Annotated in this window: 17 protein-coding genes; 8 read left to right on the forward strand and 9 right to left on the reverse strand. The window is 39.6% G+C overall.

The annotated features are described in order from the left end of the window. Positions 1-318: 318 nt before the first annotated feature. From DW103_RS10920 to DW103_RS10935, 4 genes are all read left to right on the forward strand, one after another. Entirely contained in the window at positions 319-681 is a 363-nt protein-coding gene (locus DW103_RS10920) for a LytTR family transcriptional regulator DNA-binding domain-containing protein (protein WP_122276032.1), read from the forward strand. Then, positions 678-1,529 carry a hypothetical protein gene (locus DW103_RS10925; RefSeq protein ID WP_122276034.1) on the forward strand — a complete coding sequence of 284 codons (852 nt, stop codon included), beginning with the start codon at positions 678-680 and terminating at the stop codon, positions 1,527-1,529. The genes DW103_RS10920 and DW103_RS10925 overlap by 4 nt, the downstream gene beginning before the upstream one ends. A gap of 100 nt (positions 1,530-1,629) precedes the next feature. Then, positions 1,630-2,715: a hypothetical protein gene (locus DW103_RS10930; RefSeq protein WP_122276036.1), complete on the forward strand. Its 1,086-nt coding sequence runs from the start codon at positions 1,630-1,632 to the stop codon at positions 2,713-2,715. Beyond that, positions 2,684-4,843, forward strand: coding sequence for a tol-pal system YbgF family protein (locus DW103_RS10935; protein WP_147381203.1), 2,160 nt, complete (start codon positions 2,684-2,686; stop codon positions 4,841-4,843). The genes DW103_RS10930 and DW103_RS10935 overlap by 32 nt, the downstream gene beginning before the upstream one ends. A gap of 88 nt (positions 4,844-4,931) precedes the next feature. Here DW103_RS10935 and DW103_RS10940 read toward each other — a convergent pair whose 3' ends face one another. The 8 genes from DW103_RS10940 to DW103_RS10975 form a co-directional block, all read right to left on the reverse strand. After that, positions 4,932-6,647, reverse strand: coding sequence for an ATP-binding protein (locus DW103_RS10940; RefSeq protein ID WP_199653008.1), 1,716 nt, complete (start codon positions 6,645-6,647; stop codon positions 4,932-4,934). 15 nt (positions 6,648-6,662) lie between these two features. Continuing rightward, complete coding sequence (locus DW103_RS10945) at positions 6,663-7,784, reverse strand: sensor protein KdpD (protein ID WP_122276042.1); 1,122 nt, start codon at positions 7,782-7,784, stop codon at positions 6,663-6,665. A gap of 18 nt (positions 7,785-7,802) precedes the next feature. Then, positions 7,803-8,195 (reverse strand): hypothetical protein, encoded by a 393-nt coding sequence (locus DW103_RS10950; RefSeq protein ID WP_122276099.1) that lies wholly within the window; start codon positions 8,193-8,195, stop codon positions 7,803-7,805. Between the two features lie 2 nt (positions 8,196-8,197). Continuing rightward, positions 8,198-8,791 carry a K(+)-transporting ATPase subunit C gene (locus DW103_RS10955; RefSeq protein ID WP_370453478.1) on the reverse strand — a complete coding sequence of 198 codons (594 nt, stop codon included), beginning with the start codon at positions 8,789-8,791 and terminating at the stop codon, positions 8,198-8,200. A 41-nt stretch (positions 8,792-8,832) separates the two neighbouring features. Beyond that, entirely contained in the window at positions 8,833-10,875 is a 2,043-nt protein-coding gene (gene kdpB, locus DW103_RS10960; RefSeq protein WP_122276044.1) for a potassium-transporting ATPase subunit KdpB, read from the reverse strand. 25 nt (positions 10,876-10,900) lie between these two features. Next, complete coding sequence (gene kdpA / locus DW103_RS10965; protein ID WP_122276046.1) at positions 10,901-12,610, reverse strand: potassium-transporting ATPase subunit KdpA; 1,710 nt, start codon at positions 12,608-12,610, stop codon at positions 10,901-10,903. Between the two features lie 22 nt (positions 12,611-12,632). Next, on the reverse strand, positions 12,633-12,713 hold the full coding sequence (locus DW103_RS18630; protein ID WP_122276048.1) for a potassium-transporting ATPase subunit F: 81 nt from the start codon (positions 12,711-12,713) through the stop codon (positions 12,633-12,635). Between the two features lie 289 nt (positions 12,714-13,002). Then, a complete protein-coding gene (locus DW103_RS10975) occupies positions 13,003-14,361 on the reverse strand; it encodes a sigma-54 dependent transcriptional regulator (RefSeq protein WP_122276050.1) in 1,359 nt (452 codons plus the stop codon). A gap of 210 nt (positions 14,362-14,571) precedes the next feature. Here DW103_RS10975 and DW103_RS10980 point away from each other — a divergent pair, with 210 nt between their 5' ends. After that, on the forward strand, positions 14,572-15,408 hold the full coding sequence (locus DW103_RS10980) for an OmpA family protein (protein WP_122276052.1): 837 nt from the start codon (positions 14,572-14,574) through the stop codon (positions 15,406-15,408). A 259-nt stretch (positions 15,409-15,667) separates the two neighbouring features. Here the strand turns inward: DW103_RS10980 and DW103_RS10985 are convergent, their stop codons facing one another. Next, positions 15,668-17,146 (reverse strand): DUF4153 domain-containing protein, encoded by a 1,479-nt coding sequence (locus DW103_RS10985; protein WP_122276054.1) that lies wholly within the window; start codon positions 17,144-17,146, stop codon positions 15,668-15,670. Between the two features lie 331 nt (positions 17,147-17,477). Between DW103_RS10985 and DW103_RS10990 the strand changes: the two genes are divergently transcribed. The 3 genes from DW103_RS10990 (at position 17,478) to DW103_RS11000 (ending at position 19,425) form a co-directional block, all read left to right on the forward strand. After that, positions 17,478-17,906: an Hsp20/alpha crystallin family protein gene (locus DW103_RS10990; protein WP_122276056.1), complete on the forward strand. Its 429-nt coding sequence runs from the start codon at positions 17,478-17,480 to the stop codon at positions 17,904-17,906. A 151-nt stretch (positions 17,907-18,057) separates the two neighbouring features. Then, positions 18,058-18,540, forward strand: coding sequence for a ferritin (locus DW103_RS10995; RefSeq protein WP_122276058.1), 483 nt, complete (start codon positions 18,058-18,060; stop codon positions 18,538-18,540). 252 nt (positions 18,541-18,792) lie between these two features. Next, positions 18,793-19,425, forward strand: coding sequence for a peroxiredoxin (locus DW103_RS11000; protein WP_122276060.1), 633 nt, complete (start codon positions 18,793-18,795; stop codon positions 19,423-19,425). The last annotated feature ends 43 nt before the right edge of the window (positions 19,426-19,468 follow it).

Raw genomic sequence — 19,468 nt, forward strand, 5'->3', positions numbered from 1 at the left:
TTTATCAATCTCGAAACAATCTGGTCAGGAGCCGATTACTTCCCTTCTCCTATCTCTACAGATTGACAAGATGTTCTCCATTTGAGTGCTTCACTGTCGTATTGATACGTTAAAAAGAGTTACATGTGCGGGTAATTTATTTTACCCGCCATATTAATCCTATTTAGTCGCTATACTAGTGACATTTTGATAATATAGCCAACCTGCCACTTCACACCCAATTACATACAGAAATCCGGTTATTTCATACACCGCTTCCTTAATCACTTGTCTCCTATTGCAATCTTCATTACTTTTGTTCTCATCAGATAATAAGCAATGAGAAAACACCTTGTCATATCAACAAATAACGATCTTGTACGTATCCTGCCGGAGCATGTACTTTACATCTCTTCGGATGGAAATTACTCGACATTGATACAAATAGACGGGGAAGTGAGATTGGTTACTTTTCAATTGGGACAAATCGAAAAAATAATTGCGGAACAATTGGGAAACGAAGGATGCGTTTTCATACGGATTGGAAAGTGCCTGATTATTAACAGGAGCTATATTTACTATATAAATATTTCCAAGCAACAACTGATTTTATCGGACAACAAAACGTCCAAACATTCCGTATCTGCTTCGAAGGAAGCATTAAAGAAATTAAAAGAGTTGATTGAAAAAGAAAATATATGAAACAGTATAAAGACATAAAAGAAGATGACATACGAGTAATCGGAAATGCAGAGACTGTTTCTTTCTATCAAAAATGGAAAGTGACCATTATTTGCTGCTGCCTACTGATTGCTGCCGGAATCGTTGGTTTCCTGTTTTTTATGCCCGCAAAAGAGGCTGTTTCCTACTTTGAAGAACCGGAAAAAACGGTCACTTATAAAACGCCGGATACCGTATCTGTTCAAACCTCAAAAGGATATATCGAAGTAAAAGAGGAAACAGTCAATGACGTTCCGATGTTTATCTATATACCGCACGAGGCGCAAGCAACACTGCAATTGGGGTTGCCCGTCCAAACAGACTCGACAGTCCTTTTTGTAGCCCAAGCCGCCGATATACGAAAAGATAATGAAGATATTGTAAGCGAATTTGTTTGCGCAGGAGAACAACTGGCACGGGGAACAGCCAAACCTGGTTTTTGTGCAATTATCCGGGATGAAATCACGATTGGAATGGCTAAGCAGACCCCACTCCTGCAACAAGCAATCGACCAAAAGGGATATTTCTTCCGCCAATATGCCTTGGTTCACAACGGAGAATTGATAGAAAACAAACCGAAGAATAAATCAATCCGACGGGCATTGGGCAAACAACGGGGAAAAATCGTAATGATAGAAAGCCGAAGTCCGGAGTCTTTCCATGATTTCTCACAAGCACTCATCGATATCGGGGTATCGGATGCCATTTACCTGGTTGGAAGCACCGCATACGGCTGGTATAGAAACAAAGATGGCAAACAAACGGAATTCGGCATATTCAATAATGCTTTACCGGCTACTGCGAGCTACATAGTCTGGAAAAGTAAATAATACCAGAATATATATTTTATAAGGAATGACGATAGAGTTTTTTATCGTCAAGGGAATTCCTACACTCTTTTTTAGCTATTAATCTTTTAATTATATACAGATGAAACAGTATTTACTTCCATTCCTACTCTTGTTTTACACAAGTTGCAGACCTGTTGCTTCCAGTCCGGAGGAGAATGTACAGCAGGACAGTACAGCCCTTGTACAAATCACGGATACCCTTCCGGCGCCCCAAGTCAAGTCCTCTTTATATTATTGGAAAACAATTTTCCAATTATCTGAAGCGGATAAGCAATTCATCCACGACCATCAGATAGGTCGGATATATGTTCGTTTTTTTGATGTGGATAATAACAGCGACCGTTTAGAGGACAAAGCACCCTCCCCTATCGCGACTGTTATTTTCAAAGAGAGGCCATTAGCTAATCTGGAAATAGTTCCTACCGTTTTTATCACGAACGAAGCAATGAAAGAGATGGGAAAAACAGACACAACAACCCAAATGTATGCACAAAAAATAGCGAAACGGGTGTTTACCATGGTTCAGACGAATGATATACAGAATGTACATGAAATACAAATTGATTGCGACTGGACCCAAACTTCCCAATCCGCTTTTTTCACACTGCTGAAAGAACTCCGGAAGATTGCGCATGAACATCAAATCAGATTATCCGCCACTATCCGGCTGCATCAGCTTACCCTGCCTGTACCACCGGTAGACAGAGGAGTTTTAATGTGTTATAATACCGGAAATTTTTCTGACAGAAACACAACAAACTCCATTATTGATTATCAGGATATTTTGCCTTATGGACCTTTCTTAAAAGACTATCTCCTCCCTATAGACATCGCATATCCGACTTATAGTTGGGGGTTATGGTTCAAAGACAAGCAGTTCAAAGGTATTTTAAAAGAAGTCGATTATGAAAACCGTACACTATACAAGCCCGTCGAGAAGAATCTTTTCCGGGTTCAAACCAATCACTACAAAGGTTCTTCTTTTCTTGAAGCCGGTGATATCATCCGGTATGAAATTTCTCCCGTTGCAGAAATAAACAAAGTCAAGAAATTATTGGAACCGGAAATTTCCAATAAAAACTATTCTGTGATTTTATACCATTTAGATATGAATAATCTTTTAAAATATAGCCATGATGAAATTAAAAGTTTTTACAACCGTTAGTCTCTTGTCTTTTTGCTCTTATATGCACTTGAATGCTTGTGGTCCTTACGTACCGGAAAGTCCGGCTACATTCCCCATGTACCGGGTATATGTTCCGGAAAACACGAATGACCCTGCAATTGACATAAACTGCATTGAATGGCAAAAATTAGTAGGTGCCCCCATTCCGATAAAAGATATTTATCAGGTCGTTTATAAATATTCTATTCCGGATATGGAACGAATCGATTCGCTGATATCGACTTCCTCCAAACAAAAAACGGTGTCCGGCAATCAATTTGCCGCTTGGCTTATTCAAAAAAAAGACAGGGAAATTGTCCGTTTCCTGCTATTGGCAAAAAGATGCGAACAAACCCGGCATATACTATTCTCCCCTTGGTATTATCCGGAAAAGGAAGACCCGGTAATCGGTGATTTGGCAGACATTCAGAGAGAGGCTTTATCATATAAAGGTTCACGTTTGCGGGAACGTTATCTTCTACAAGCGATACGAGCAACCTTCTCTTTAGGCAATTACGAACAATGTATCGAATTATGGCATAATCAATTAAAAAAATTGCCGAAATCATATATACGGGACAAAGCTGAAGCTTACATCGGAGGAGCTTATGAAAGATTAGGAAATAAAGAGGAGGCTTTATTCCATTATATCGAAAGCGAAAGTATCGAAAATTGCAGTTACGATTTGGAGACCGTTTATACTTATGCACCGGACTCCAAACGGCTGGCTTATTGTCTGCAACAGGAGTTAGGGAAAGTTACGAGACAAAGCTCCATTAACGAAGAACGGGTGCAGGAATTATTAAAACTATGCAAACAAGTAGTCCGGGAAAAGAAAACGCAGAATTTGGCCATGTGGCAATACACTGCAGCCTTCCTGATTGATTATGTAGGGTATCCGGAGATAGCTTCCGAGTATTTAAAGAAAGCTTACAAGATGCCTGGTAATCAAATAATAAAAGAAAGCATACAAGTTTTTCAACTCTACTTGGATGCAGTTAATAATACATTTTCGGCTGACGATGAAAAACGTATTTTATCCGGTTTAAAATGGTTGGATAAAAAGATGGAACAAACAATCCGGAAAGGAGAACCGGTTTCTACTTATAAAATCTTCTGGGGAACAAAGGAATATTTTACTGACATGATGCAACGTATCACAGTGTCGATATTAGCTCCTGCTTATATCAAACAAGGAAATGTTGCACGCGCTGCCGCTTTAGCTGATATAGCGAAAGAGCGATATTTGCAGTTGCATCAACAAGTTTATTTCTACGAACCTGATTCATACAAAGAATTAACGCAAGACATTAATCAACTTCGGTTAAGTACGACTATTGAGAATCCGATTGATTACAAATCTAATTCATTCATATTGCTGGATACGGTATCAGCTCAAGATGTCAAAAATTACCATACTCTATTATTCAGCACTTCCTTATCAGATTTCGACAGATTCTTAGTTGAACGTTGCTATAAAGATCCGGATTTCATCAACGATTTAGTCGGTACAAAGTTCATTCGGGAAGGGAAATACGAAGAAGCCATTCCTTATTTAACCCAGGTGAGCAAGCAATACCAGAAACGGTTGAATGTAACGAAAAACTTAGATTTGATAGATTCTATCGGTTATAGTCAACTGGATCCTTTCAACGAACCTTGGTTGAAGAGGGTTAAAATAAAGTCCAATCAAGAATACTACAAATTGGAATTTGCCCGAGAGATGTACGAACTTGAACAGACTATTCAACAGGAATGCAATCCGGAACAGAAGGCTATGGCCTTATACAAATATGCCACCGGCATGTATAACTCCGTTAGTTTCTGCTGGAATTTATCAGCCTACAAATATGGTTCTTATATAAGCAGTTGTGAATATAACTGGGATGATAAAACCCTCAAAGCCAAAAGTAAACATCTGATAGATGAAGCGTTATCTATCAGTACCAATAAAGATTTACAAGCGACTTATAACATCGCTATTCTCTATTTAGATAAAAACCTGAATAAAAACTCTTTCAATTGGCTTCTGCAACAATATTGGTATACAGCCACATTCCGGCATTATCTGAGAAGTTGCGATGCGCTGAAAGACTATGGCAAAAACACTCGTCTTTCAAAACTATAAAAGACGAAATCTTTATTTTATAGATGCGACATTTTTCATAACAAAAGCTCACTGCTAAACAGATGAAAGATGTTGCATCTATATAATATCAAACATTAAATGTAATAATAAACCGACTTCCTTTTCCCACTTCACTCTCGACACGAATAGTTCCACCGTGTGCCTCTACAAAATCTTTACTGATTGCCAACCCCAAACCGCTTCCTTGTACTTTTGTTCCGGGGACACGGAAATAACGGTCGAAGATACTTTGATGATAGCGGGGATCGATACCTTTACCAAAATCTTGTACAAAAAACTCCACTTGCTTGTCCAATTGACGGGCACCGACAACAATACGACCGTTTTCCGGAGTATAATGGATGGCATTTGACAACAAATTCGTCAATACCCAAGCTATTTTTTCACTATCGACAAATAATTTGGAAACCTTTTCCGGATATTCCACTTCAATATGACAACCAAAACGTTCTGCTTGTACCCGATTTGCCTTGATTGCATAATCTATCAGTTCAATAGGTTTGGTTATCTTCGGATTTAATTGAAGCTTACCAGTTTCCACCTGTGTCATTTTCAGTAATTCACCGGTTATTTCAAGTAAACGGTCGCTACTTTCCTTAATGCTCTCGGCTAGTGCTATCTGTTCATCGTTCATATCACCGACACGTTTATCCTCCAGCAGTTTCAAACTCATCATGATAGCAGAAATAGGAGTCTTCAGTTCATGGGAAATTGTAGAGATAAATGTTGTTTTTGCAGAATCCAATTCCTTAAACTCCGTTATATTTTTCAACAGAATCACATCACCGGCATACTGGTTCTCCTCCTCTCTGCCCATCACACGAATCGGAATATATTTAACCTGGAAATAGCTTTCCTTATCATCAGCATAAATCTTCAACGGTTCCTTATTTTCATCAAGTTGAATAAGTTCACGAACCAAACGACGCAACAAATCATTTTTCAAAGCCAGTTCAGCAGCTGATTTACCTATCACATTTTCCCTTTTCAAGTTCAGGATAGTCAAGGCTTCATCGTTAGCAAACAAAATAGAACGGTCACAGTCTAAACCGATTATAGGCTCCGTGATACTATTCACGATAGCTTCTACATATTTCTTAGTCTTGAGAATATCAGCCAGCGTACTTTTCCGGTATTCCGTCAAACATTCAGCCATGCGGTTAAAAGAATTTGCAACTTCCGAAAACTCTTGGTATTCACCCAGATTCAAACGTTTTTCATAATTATGATTGGCTATTTCCATAATACCGTCAGTCAGTTTACGAATAGGTGTCGTAATAGAGCTCGGCAAACGAATGAGGAAAACAAAAGCTATCAGGATACAAGCTACAGCAATGATACAAATCCATAATAATGCTTGGTCGGCTGTATGTTCTGCAATTTTGCTTTTCCGGTAAATAGTCGCCATATTCAGTGTCATAATATCATTCAATGCAACACGAACACGCTGAATAGTCGTATCATTCAAATTCTTTTGCATTGCTTCGTAGCGAGTGACAAGATGGGAAGTTGCCACATTTTCATCTATTTCCGTAATATTTTTCTTCTGTAAACTCAAGTTCTTTTCAAACTCGGAACGAGCCACCGAATCCGTTTTTATACGTTCGAGTGCATCTAACATCCTACGGGAATAAAGGAGCGAATTATAATTATCCGCTAGAATATTCTGCGTATCGGTCGACATATTGTCGATATTCTTTACAGCCAGCCCCCCCAATAATACAATCATGGCAAACAGCAAACCTATACCGGAGGTTAGTTTGGTTTTAATTTTCAGACTCATGGACCTATACATACACTATGCTATTATTATTAAGTCAATATTCAACTGCGACAAACTATTTAATAAAGTTCGGTATTGAAAAACCGATAAGAGAACAGAACGAAGGCTGAATGAAGGTTTACCAACACAAACGGTAGTTATTTGCTTTTCCTGGCAAACTTCAACTATGCTTCTCGGAATACTGTCTGATTGTACTTGTACCACTTCTCCACCCAGTTCTGTAGCCAACTTAAAATGATTCGACAAATATCGTTGATTTGCTAACGGTATCCGTTCCATACTCTCTCGTGGAGTTTGAACATAAAGGACAAAAAATTTTGAATTATAACGAGTCGCCAACCTAGCCGCTTTCCGTATAACTTTCCGTGGAGTTCTCTCATGACTACTGATACAAGCCAAAAAACGCTCATGACGGACACCCGTATTGACCGGGACTGAGTTCTCTACTTTTTTCTCCACCCGCAAAGCTACTTCTTTTAAAGCAAGTTCGCGAAGCTGAAGGATATTTTCTGCCTTAAAAAAATTATTCAGGGCAGTTTGCACTTTTTCCGGCTTGTATATTTTTCCGGCTTTCAACCGGGCTACAAGTTCATTAGCTGTTAAATCGATATTTACCACTTCATCCGCCTGCTCAAGTACACTATCCGGGATACGTTCCTTCACCTCGATACCGGCAATATCCTGAACTTCCTCATTCAGACCCTCCAAATGTTGGATATTAACCGCTGTTATCACACTTATTCCGGCATCCAGAATATCCATCACATCCTGCCAGCGCTTTTCATTTTTACTACCCTCCACATTGGAATGAGCCAGTTCATCAACGATAACAACTTCCGGATGAATACTCAAAATAGCCTGAAGGTCCATTTCTTCCACTTCTTTACCTTTATAAAAAGACCGACGGCGCACTATAAGGGGTAAACCTGCCACCAATGCCTCAGTCTCCGGTCTGCCATGTGTTTCAATATAACCAATCCGAATATCGATACCGCTTCGAAGCAACTCGTGGGCCTCGGACAACATACGGTACGTTTTACCTACACCGGCAATCATGCCGATGTAGATTTTAAAATTCCCCCGACGGGACTTTTTCAGCAAATCCAAAAAGTGTTGTACACTCTGTTCTCTGTCCATTTGTCTGAGTTTTCCGTTTCAAGGTCTCAATGTAAAGCCAAAAACCAAGTGAGCATCTTCCAGACGAGGATTCCAAATGGCTTGTGCAAATATAGGTAAAGAGAACGAATCTGTGAATTTAATAGCAGCCGTAATATCTATCTCCTTATTTGCCAATCCTTCGGAAGCCTGATTACCATCAAAATCCGTAGAGCCCCAAGCAGTCAGGGAAAAACCGGCAATGTTCAAGCCTAACGTCGGTTGAAAACTAACACCTGTCTGATAAACACCACGCCAAATATAAGAACTTACAAGGTCGCCCTGCACAGTAAAACTTAATTTTTTGTTTTCATCTTGTCCTTTTATCATTGAAAAAGATGCCATAGTCAATGTTATAATAACAATTGATATTTTTTTAATTGTTGAATTCATATTCATTTAATATTGTTTTTGTTTTTATCTGCTTTCTCTAATGCAATATTCAATTTCAGAACATTTACTTTCTTCGGACCAAAAACACCTAACAATGGACCTTCTATATTTGCTTTGACAATAGCTGTCACTTTATCTTTAGAAAGACCACGAGCCTCGGCAACACGTTGAACTTGTAAATAGGCTGCTTTCAGAGAAATATCAGGATCTAAACCGGAACCACTGGCTGTTACCATTTCCGCAGGAACTTCTTCCCGCTTCAGATAAGGATGATGCAAAAGAAAAGTATCGATACGAGCCTGAACTTCAGCCAGATATTCTTCATTGGAAGGACCTTTATTACTACCGGCCGAACTGGAAGCATCATAACCGGAACCGGCACAAGAAGGGCGTCCCCAGAAATAAATGTCTTTTGTAAAAGCCTGTCCTACATTTGCAGCCCCTACCACTTTTCCGTCTAATTCCAGCACAGCTGCATTTCCTTTATTGGGGCCTGCAACCTGCGCAAAAACCCATAATATAAAGATGTAGCAAACACTAAGCAACACACAAAAAGCTATCGTTAATTTGAATGATTTTAATAGAGTCGATATCATAATGTTTTTATATTTAATTTATTAATAATATTCTTGACTGATTACAGAAATAAACTGACAACCAAGTCTATTAGTTTTATTCCTATAAATGGAGCAATCACTCCCCCTACACCATAAATCAATAGGTTCCGGCGCAACAGAGCCGAAGCCCCTATCGGTTTATAAGTCACGCCACGTAAAGCCAACGGTATCAAGATAGGAATAATAATAGCATTAAAAATAACAGCCGACAGAATAGCACTTTCCGGACTATGTAGATGCATGATATTTAATGCGGCCAATTGTGGAATAGCCATCATAAAGAGTGCCGGAACAATGGCAAAATATTTAGCCACATCGTTCGCTATGCTGAATGTTGTTAATGTACCACGCGTCATCAGCAACTGTTTACCGATTTCCACAATTTCAATCAGCTTGGTCGGGTCGTTATCCAGATCCACCATATTACCGGCTTCTTTTGCAGCTTGAGTACCACTGTTCATAGCCACACCGACATTTGCCTGTGCCAAAGCAGGAGCATCATTTGTTCCATCCCCCATCATAGCGACCAGTTTACCGGCTTCCTGTTCACGTTTGATATAATTCATCTTATCTTCCGGTTTTGCTTCAGCGATGAAATCATCCACCCCGGCTTTTTCTGCAATATATTTAGCCGTCAACGGATTATCACCGGTTACCATCACCGTTTTAACCCCCATTTTACGAAGACGTTCAAAACGTTCCTGAATACCTGGTTTGATAATATCCTGCAATTCTATAACACCGATAATATAATCATCCTGTGAAACAACTAGTGGAGTCCCTCCGTTGCCGGTAATTTTTTCTACCAGATTACCTACTTCCCCCGGATATTTACTCCCGGCAGCTTCGCTCATACGGCGGATAGCATCAAACGCACCTTTGCGAATACGAGTTCCGTCTTTTAAATCTACTCCCGAACACTTGGTTTCAGCCGTGAACTTTATCATACGGGAACCGGATGTACTCAAATCGCGGATACGAATACCCTTTTCACGTCCCAGTTCTACAATAGATTTTCCTTCAGGAGTTTCATCAGAAAGGGAAGCCATCAAACAAGCCTGTACAAAAGAATGTTCATCTATCCCCCCAACAGGATAAAACTGAGTTGCTTTACGATTACCGATAGTAATTGTTCCCGTTTTATCCAGTAATAAAGTATCTATATCACCAGCCGTTTCAACAGCTTTACCTGATTTGGTAATTACATTGGCACGAAGCGCACGGTCCATACCGGCAATCCCGATAGCAGAAAGTAAACCACCGATAGTAGTCGGTATCAGACAAACAAACAGAGAGATAAAGGCTGCAATTGTAATCTGCGTTCCGGAATAATCAGCCAACGGTTTCAAGGTCCCGCAAACCACAACAAACACGAGTGTAAAACCAGCCAACAAAATTGTTAAAGCTATTTCATTCGGAGTTTTCTTACGGGAAGCCCCTTCCACCAAAGCAATCATTTTGTCCAGGAAACTTTCGCCCGACTGTGTGGTAACCTTTACTTTTATCTGGTCGGACAACACTTTTGTACCGCCGGTAACCGAACTTTTATCACCACCGGCTTCACGAATAACCGGTGCAGACTCACCTGTAATGGCACTTTCATCGATAGAAGCCAATCCTTCGATGATTTCACCGTCGGAAGGAATGGTATCACCGGCCTCACAAATAAAAATATCACCTTTTTTCAACTGTGAACTACGAACTGTAGAAACAACACCATTAGCTGCTACCAATTTAGCGGGTGTCTCTTCACGAGTTTTACGCAAACTGTCAGCTTGGGCTTTACCTCGTGCCTCTGCTATTGCTTCAGCAAAATTGGCAAAAAGCAAGGTAAAAAGCAGTACTATGAAAACCAATAAATTATATCCGAACGCCCCCTGTTCATGATTGCCTGAAACGGCAGTCCAGATAGTAACAAACAACATGACAAATGTCACTACCTCAACAAGAAACATAATCGGGTTTCGGAACATCGTCCGCGGATTCAGTTTCGCAAACGATTGCTTGATACTTTCTATAACTAGCTCCTTTGGAAACAAAGAAGCGGATGTATTATTTTTCATCTTACAATATTCTAATTACAATTAATCAGTAGATACTAAAATACTCTGCAATCGGCCCTAATGTTAATGCAGGGAAGAAAGACAATGCAGCCACTATAAAAATTACAGAAAATGTCATCACGGCAAAGGTAGCTGTATCCGTCTTCAGAGTCCCCGCACTTTCCGGTACATACTTTTTCCGGGCCAGCAGGCCAGCTATAGCTACCTGCCCGACAATCGGAAGATAACGGCTAATAATCAAAGCTAAACCGGTTGTAAAATTCCAGAAATAAGTATTATCTCCCAAGCCTTCAAAACCAGAGCCATTATTGGCCGATGCCGAAGTATATTCATAAAGCATCTCGCTTAAGCCATGGAAGCTTGGATTATTCAGCCATCCACCTTCATTTTCAACAAATCCGGGATGATAAACATAAAAATAGCAAGCTACGGCTGTTCCCAACAAAATAACGAACGGGTGAGCCAAGGCAACAATCGTTGCTATTTTCATCTCGCGTGACTCTACTTTTTTACCCAGAAATTCAGGCGTGCGTCCTACCATCAAGCCACTGATAAATACAGCAATAATCAGAAAAGCGTAATAGTTCATAAAACCGACACCCACACCACCGAACCACGTGTTTATCTGCATATTCAGCATTTCCATCATTCCGCTGAGCGGCATAGTACTATCATGCATACCGTTGACAGAGCCATTAGATGTAACGGTTGTAGTACAGCTCCAGAGCGCCGTAGCTGCCGGACCGAGACGGGTTTCTTTCCCCTCCATTGCTCCGTTAACCTGGTCGATACCCATCGCCTCAATCTTCGGATTTCCGTTCATCTCATAATAGGTATTAATGCCCACACTTAGCAAATAAGCAAACAACATCACACCAAAAATCGAATAGGCCAGTTTCTTACGTTTCAAATAGAACCCCAAGGCAAATACCATCGCCATCGGAAGAATAAGAATAGACCAACATTCTACCATATTGGTCAAATAAGTCGGATTTTCGAGTGGATGTGAGGAGTTGACGCCAAAATAACCACCACCGTTAGTACCCAACTGTTTGATAGGGATAATAGCTGCAGCCGGCCCCTGAGAAACCGATTGTTCATTACCTTCGAGCGTTACTAGTTGCATTTTCCCATCGAATCCCATCGGAGTTCCTTCTATAATCAAAATAAAACCGACAATCAATGATAAGGGCAACAAAATACGGGTACAACTTTTCATCAACAAGCTCCAGAAATTTCCGATTGTCTGAGTCGTCTTCGCCGCCATTGCTTTGAAAATACCAGCCAAGGCAGCCATACCGGTTGCTGCAGTAATAAACTGGAATAACATGATGACAAACAACTGAGTGAAATAAGTCAGGCCACTTTCACCGCTATAATGTTGCAAGTTACAGTTCACCATGAAACTGATACAAGTATTAAACGATAAATGGGACGATTGTCCGGCGTTGCCATCCGGGTTCAACGGTAAATACTGCTGCGTATAGAGCAATATCATTCCCCAGAAAAACCAGAATAAATTAATCGTTAGAAGTGCTTTCAAAAAGCTCTTCCAATTCATCTCCAGATTCGGGTCGATACCACAAATTTTAAAAATCCATCTTTCAAGAGGAGCCATAAAATCCAAGCAAGTTTTCTCCCCTTTATAAACTTTCGCAATGTACTTCCCTAGTGGATAAGCCAATACGACCATTAGTACAATCTGCGCAATACTACCTAGCAATTCTGTATTCATCTTTTCTCCTTAACTTATTTGTTTAAAACTTTTCGGGTTTAATCAATACATACATCAAATACCCGAAGATTACGAGACAGAGTATAAAAAGTGCTGTAAACATACGTCTTCTCCTTTCTTAAATTTTTTCAAACCAATCTACACATTTAAAGAAAAACCAGTAGCAGGCCAAACCGACCATGCACATCAATCCAAAAGATAACAATTCATTCATACGTCATTTTTTTATGTTAATACAGTTTCGGTTATACCAAAGATGTGCCGAAAAACAAACTTTCGACATCAAACCCTAACTTTCAGCACATTAACAATCCAAATAAACATAAAAAAAGAAAGACCAACCCTTCCAAAATGGAAAGGTTAGTCTTTCAAAATGAAAAAAAAGGATTATTTTATAACAAATCGGAAGCAGTAAGTCCGTACTCTTCTATCTTCCGGTAAAGAGTAGTCAATCCGATACCAAGCAAGCGGGAAGTCTCGGTTTTATTACCGTTCGTATATTTCAGTACTTTCAGGATGTGCATTTTTTCAACTCCGCTGAGGTCGAAGCCGGAATAAGTAACGTCCGAATTTGTTGCTGAATTTTGCATATAAGGAGGTAGAGAGTCAGGAGTAAGTACGGTTCCATCTACAATAATCAAACTCCGTTCCACTACATTGCGAAGTTCGCGCACATTCCCTTTCCAAGGATATTGTTTTAAAATCCGGATATATTCCGGAGCAATTCCATCAATTGTTTTACCCATTTTTACAGACAAAGAGCTTACAAAAGTTTCAATATACAAAGGGATATCGTCTACCCGTTCACGTAAAGGAGGCAGATGAATCTGAAAAACAGAAAGACGATAAAAAAGGTCTTCACGGAAATGTCCTTCACCGATTTCTTTCGTCAAGTCCCGGTTGGTTGCAGCAATGACGCGTACATTTACTTTAATAGGCTTTGTATCACCAATTTTCAGAAACTCTCCCGTCTCGAGAATACGGAGTAACTTGGCCTGCAAATCAAAAGCCATTTCACCTATTTCGTCAAGGAAAATAGTACCGTTGTCGGCTTCTTCAAATAATCCTTTGGTCTCCTTCATCGCACCGGTAAAAGCCCCGGCTTTGTGACCGAACATTTCACTTTCCAACAAATCACGGCTAAAAGAAGAACAGTTGATTGCAACAAATGCCTTATCACCGCGGGAACTGCGCTGGTGAATAGATTGGGCAAAGACCTCCTTGCCTGTTCCTGTTTCACCGGTCAATAATACCGGAACATCCGTCACAGCCACTTTCTTCGCCAAATCCACAGCTTGTTGAATAGCAGGTGATTTGCCTACTATCGTACCAAAAGAGTATTGTTTGCCGACAGCCGAAGATACTAACTTTTCTTGTTTATAAGCAGCAACAGATTTTTCCATCGCTTGAGCAATTAAAGGAAGGATTTTATTGTTATCGTTACCTTTGGTTATATAGTTGAATGCCCCGTTCTTGATAGCTTGTACTCCATCGGAGATATTACCATGAGCCGTCAACAGAATAACTTCAGAGAGAGGGCGTATCTTTTTCAACTCCTTCACCAGCTCCACCCCGCTTCCATCCGGGAGAAAAACATCACAGAGAATAACTTCCGGGCTTTGTTGTTCCAACTGTTTTAATCCGGCCTTACATGTCGCAGCCTGAAACACGTCATATCCTTCCAAGCTGACGATACGGGATAATAATCCCAAAATCTGCTTCTCATCATCGATAATCAATACTTTTCCCATCTGCTCATTGTCTTTTATGGAGGGAACAAATATACGATAATATTCACATTTTCTACTACAACCAGCTCAAGGGCCATCATCCTGAGAGAACATTCAAACACGAAGATACAGAGGATACAACCTTAATTATAGTTTAATTGTTCACAAATATTTTAAACCATATAAAAGTATAATGTAATAAATAGTACATTCGCTAAAAATATTTATCAGATGAAAAAGGTTCTATTGGTAGCAGCTTCCGCACTGCTTGTTTGTACATCTTGTGTGACGAAGAAAAAGTATTTGTTGGCTGAAAACGGACGACTCGAAGCAATTGCCCGTGGGGATGATTTGCAAAATCAACTGGTAAATTGCCGCGACAACAATGACCAGCTGACCAATCTGCGTGCATCTCTCGAACGTGATACAACCCGTATGGGACAAAGTATCCGCAATTATCAGAGTATGTTGAATACGAATATGAGCGAGCAAGAAAAATTGAACACACTGCTTAGCCAGAAAATGAAGGAACTGGACGAACGCGAACGGACCATCAATGAACTTCAGGATATGATTAACGCCCAAACCGAACGGGTACAAAGCCTGCTCAATAGCGTAAAAGACGCACTTTTGGGCTTTAGCAGCGACGAACTGACGGTCCGCGAAAAAGACGGGAAAGTGTATGTTGCCATGTCAGACAAACTCCTGTTCGAATCCGGCAGCGCCCGTGTAGACAAGCGAGGAAAAGAAGCATTGGCTAAACTGGCCGAAGTGCTGAATAAACAAACGGATATAGATGTATATATAGAAGGTCATACGGATAGCAAACCTATCAACACGGTTCAATTTAAAGACAACTGGGATTTAAGTGTCATCCGCGCCACCTCCGTTGTCCGTATCCTTACGAAAGACTATGGCGTCAATCCTTTACAAATACAACCTTGCGGCCGCGGTGAATTTATGCCGGTTGCCGACAACGAGACAGTAGACGGCAGAGCGAAAAACAGACGTACGGAAATCATCATGGCTCCGAAATTAGACAAACTTTACCAGATGTTGAATCAATAGGAAGCATAGTATGCTTAGAGACAAAAGGATACTTGGTTTATCATTTAATATCCTTTCCTCTTCCTATTTTCATACCGAGCAAATATACTTACGACAATTGTTGAAAGAAAAAAAAGACAATTGTGTTTATTGAATTCAACAATTATCTTTTTTCGTTTCAATATATATTAAAAGTATATTTGCTCGGTATGAAAATAAAAAAAGGTAGGGTGCTTTTCATCTGAAGCACTCTACCTTTTTTGTTTTCAATAAGAGGAGATTACTTCTTTTTCTTCAAATAGTAACCTCGTCCCATATTGGAAACCCTATAGACCGAATCTGTAAGATATTTGCGAATGGATATTTCATCAAATACCAGCAATGCAGAATCCATATCCAATCGAAGGAGCTCCGGATAAACAGCAACCGGTATAGAATCTGTCAATTTCAATCCGACTTTTTCAAGTTGCCTAGCAAACAATTCATTCGCATTCTCTTTTAATATAACATTCCGATTTTCATTATACAAATAAAATGTATCCCTAACAATCATTGCATTCATTCCGGTGGAATCCCTATATCCCAAAACACGTTGAATAGTCTGATAATCGCTGATATCAAAAGGTTTATCACCCTGAATAGTTATCGAAGGATTATAATGCGTCTTAACCTCAGTCTTAATCGGATAATTACCCCTCTTCGTCTGAGATATGCGTTCTATATCCTGAGCTTTAATACCAGGAATATACGTGACGGAAACCAGCAGAACAACAGCCAGCAGTGCCGCATACAGGTATCGCCCGAAACGACGGGTTAAAAATAGAAACGTGATTCCTGTCAAGATAATCCCTGTCACCACCAGATAAACCCGCGCAATTGTAAATCCATACTGATTGATTCTATAAAACGCACCAATCCAATACATCACCAAAGCCGGCATAACCACCCAACTGGCATACCGATAAAACCAATCATAATACCGTCTGAGAAGGAAAGACTGGCATCCTTTCAACATAAATATAGCGGCAACAAAACTTACAACAATGTACGCCACCGCCCCTTTCGGCAATGACCACAAAACGACAATTTTAATAATATAAAGATACAAAATAACTGCATAAACCAATAAAGCCGGCGAAAGAACATAATTAAGCAAAACATTAAACAATTTGTCGTCTCCCTCCTCTTCCCTTTTCTGATTAAACATCAGAAACAGCAAAGGCAACATACCGATAAAAGCAATACTCGCGGAATACGCCAAAAACCGGCCATCCTCACGTTTCCATATCTCAAAAATATACTGAATAGAATAAAAGATAGAAATAGATAACAACCAAGCTATACCCGCCAACAAAACCGCTGAGAAAACAGCCCGCAGATACCCTAAAAACCTCTTTATAAACAGCTTATTATCCGACTTCCACCAACTAATCAAATAAAGCAATTGTACGACTATGATTGTCACCAACCAAAAAGATGACCAGACACCCTCTCCTTTCCCCAAAAACAAGAGACAGGAAAAAATAGATAGAATATAGATTAAACGTTCCTTCTTTTTTCCTTGAGTCAACCCATTCAAAATATAAGAAATCAGAAAGAAGGCAGGAAAATAGGATAATACGATGTTCAACCTCGGCATCTCCACCTCATAAGCAACACCACCCAAAACACAAAACAGCAAAGCGAGGATGACCTCTACCGGATTCTGCTTCATGGCCGCCAACAAACGACCGAAAAATAGCTCTACTTTTCTTTTCATTCTTCTATCGATTAAGTGAAATGCCATAAAGGTACGATTAATTAAACATACAAATGCCAAAATGTACATTTTTCTGTCACATTTGCCTCCGAACAAACAGTTAACTGTCAAATATTCAGCACAATAATATATTAACAATAGAAAACGAAACCGAAAATCAAAGTTTAGAAAAGATTTTTCAAATCCGTTTATAATCGTTTATCCATATTAACGCGAAACATTCCATTCTGGCATGTCTTTTGGAGTATGATAGATGATTTCGGATAAAAAGAAGAAGTCGATAAAGAATTAAATAATAAATGTTTAACTAATAAAATTGGAGGACTGTATTATGACACCGATGAGAAGAAGTCAAAATTGGTTACCGTATGTATTCAATGATTTATTTGACAATGACTGGATGATTAAAGCAAACTCTACAGCTCCAGCCATAAACGTAATTGAATCTGAAAAAGATTATCGTGTTGAAGTAGCTGCTCCGGGTATGACAAAGGATGATTTCAACATCCGTATCGATGAAAACGATAATCTGGTTGTATCGATGGAGAAAAAAGAAGAGAAAAAGGAAGACAAAAAAGAGGGACGTTATCTGAGACGTGAATTCTCTTATAGCAAGTTCCAGCAAACAATGGTTCTTCCCGAAAATGCAGAAAAAGATAAAATAGAGGCAAAAGTAGAACATGGGGTGCTTAACATCATCATCCCTAAGATGAGTGAAGAATCCGTCAAAAAGGCTGAAAAGATTATAGAAATCAAATAATCTTTTCACACCTCATAAAAGATTGGTAAATGGTTTGTTTTATCGGAAATAAAATCCGAATAAAACAAACCATTTTATTTATCTAATGAGTATCTTTGCCTCCATAAATATTGTATTGTATAATTAAATCTAAAAGAAAGGGTACATCATTATGATTTTAAGCAAAAAATTATCAGAAGCATTTAATGCACAGGTGAATGCCGAAATGTGGTCGTCAAACCTCTATTTATCCATGTCTGTCCATTTCCAGAAACTGGGTCTGAATGGTTTTGCTCACTGGATGCGTAAACAAGCAGAAGAAGAGTTGGAACATGCCCACAAAATGATAGATTTCGCCATAGACCGGGGCGGCGATGTTACAATCGGTCAGATAAATGTAGTACCGACCGCATGGGGTAGCGTCCTCGAAGTATTCGAGCATGTTTACAAACACGAATGTTACGTTTCCGAACTTATCGACAAAATGGTTGATATTGCAGAAGCTGATAAAGATCATGCATCAAGGGACTTCCTTTTCTGGTTCGTACGTGAACAGGTAGAAGAAGAATCTACTGCCAAGGAAATCGTTGAGCAACTGAAAAACTACGGCGAATGTCACGTTGGTATTCTGGATCACAGATTGGGTAAAAGATAAAAACACAGAGATAAAAAAAGAGGTGTTATGGCACCTCTTTTTTTTATCCTTACATAACCGACATACACATTTCTTCATTTGCTACTTGTCTTCCCCTATACATTGTCAATATACCTATATCCTGTCCTCTATTATGAATAAATCATTTGTTTCCGGATATATTCTCTCAATAAGAAACCGGCAATAAAAATATCTGTAGAAACAATCAAGCCATAAACGTTGTTATCTCTACAATAAAAACACAATATATTTATGAAAACATTAATAGGTAAAAAAGCGCCGGAATTTCATGCACCGGCTGTAATCAATGGGAATCAGATTATAGAGGATTTCTCTTTGGAACAGTATTTAGGTAAAAAGTATGTAGTATTCTTTTTCTATCCGATGGACTTCACATTCGTGTGCCCGACTGAACTTCATGCCTTCCAAGACAAATTAAGTGAATTTGAAAAACGCGACGTGGCTGTTGTCGGCTGTTCTGTCGACTCCGAATACTCGCATTTCGCCTGGTTGAGCCAAGACAAAAATAAAGGAGGTATCCAAGGCGTAAAATATCCGATTGTTGCGGACTTTTCCAAAACAATCGCTGAGAACTACGGTGTTTTGGCTGCCGACTATCTGACAAACGAAGAAGGAGAAGTGGTTTCAACCGGTGTACCTGTTGCTTATCGCGGCCTGTTCCTGATAGATAAAGAGGGAAAAATCCGCCATTATGTCATCAATGACTTACCACTGGGACGAAACGTGGAAGAAGCTATCCGCGTAGTAGATGCTTTACAACATTTTGAAGAATTCGGTGAAGTTTGCCCGGCTAACTGGTCAAAAGGAAAAGATGCGATGAAAGCAACACACGAAGGCGTATCCGGTTATCTGAGTCATCATTAATCATTTGAATACTAATCACATAAGACAACATTGCAGTTGACAG

Source organism: Parabacteroides sp. AM08-6 (assembly GCF_003473295.1).
In the GTDB taxonomy this organism is placed as follows: Bacteria; Bacteroidota; Bacteroidia; order Bacteroidales; family Tannerellaceae; genus Parabacteroides.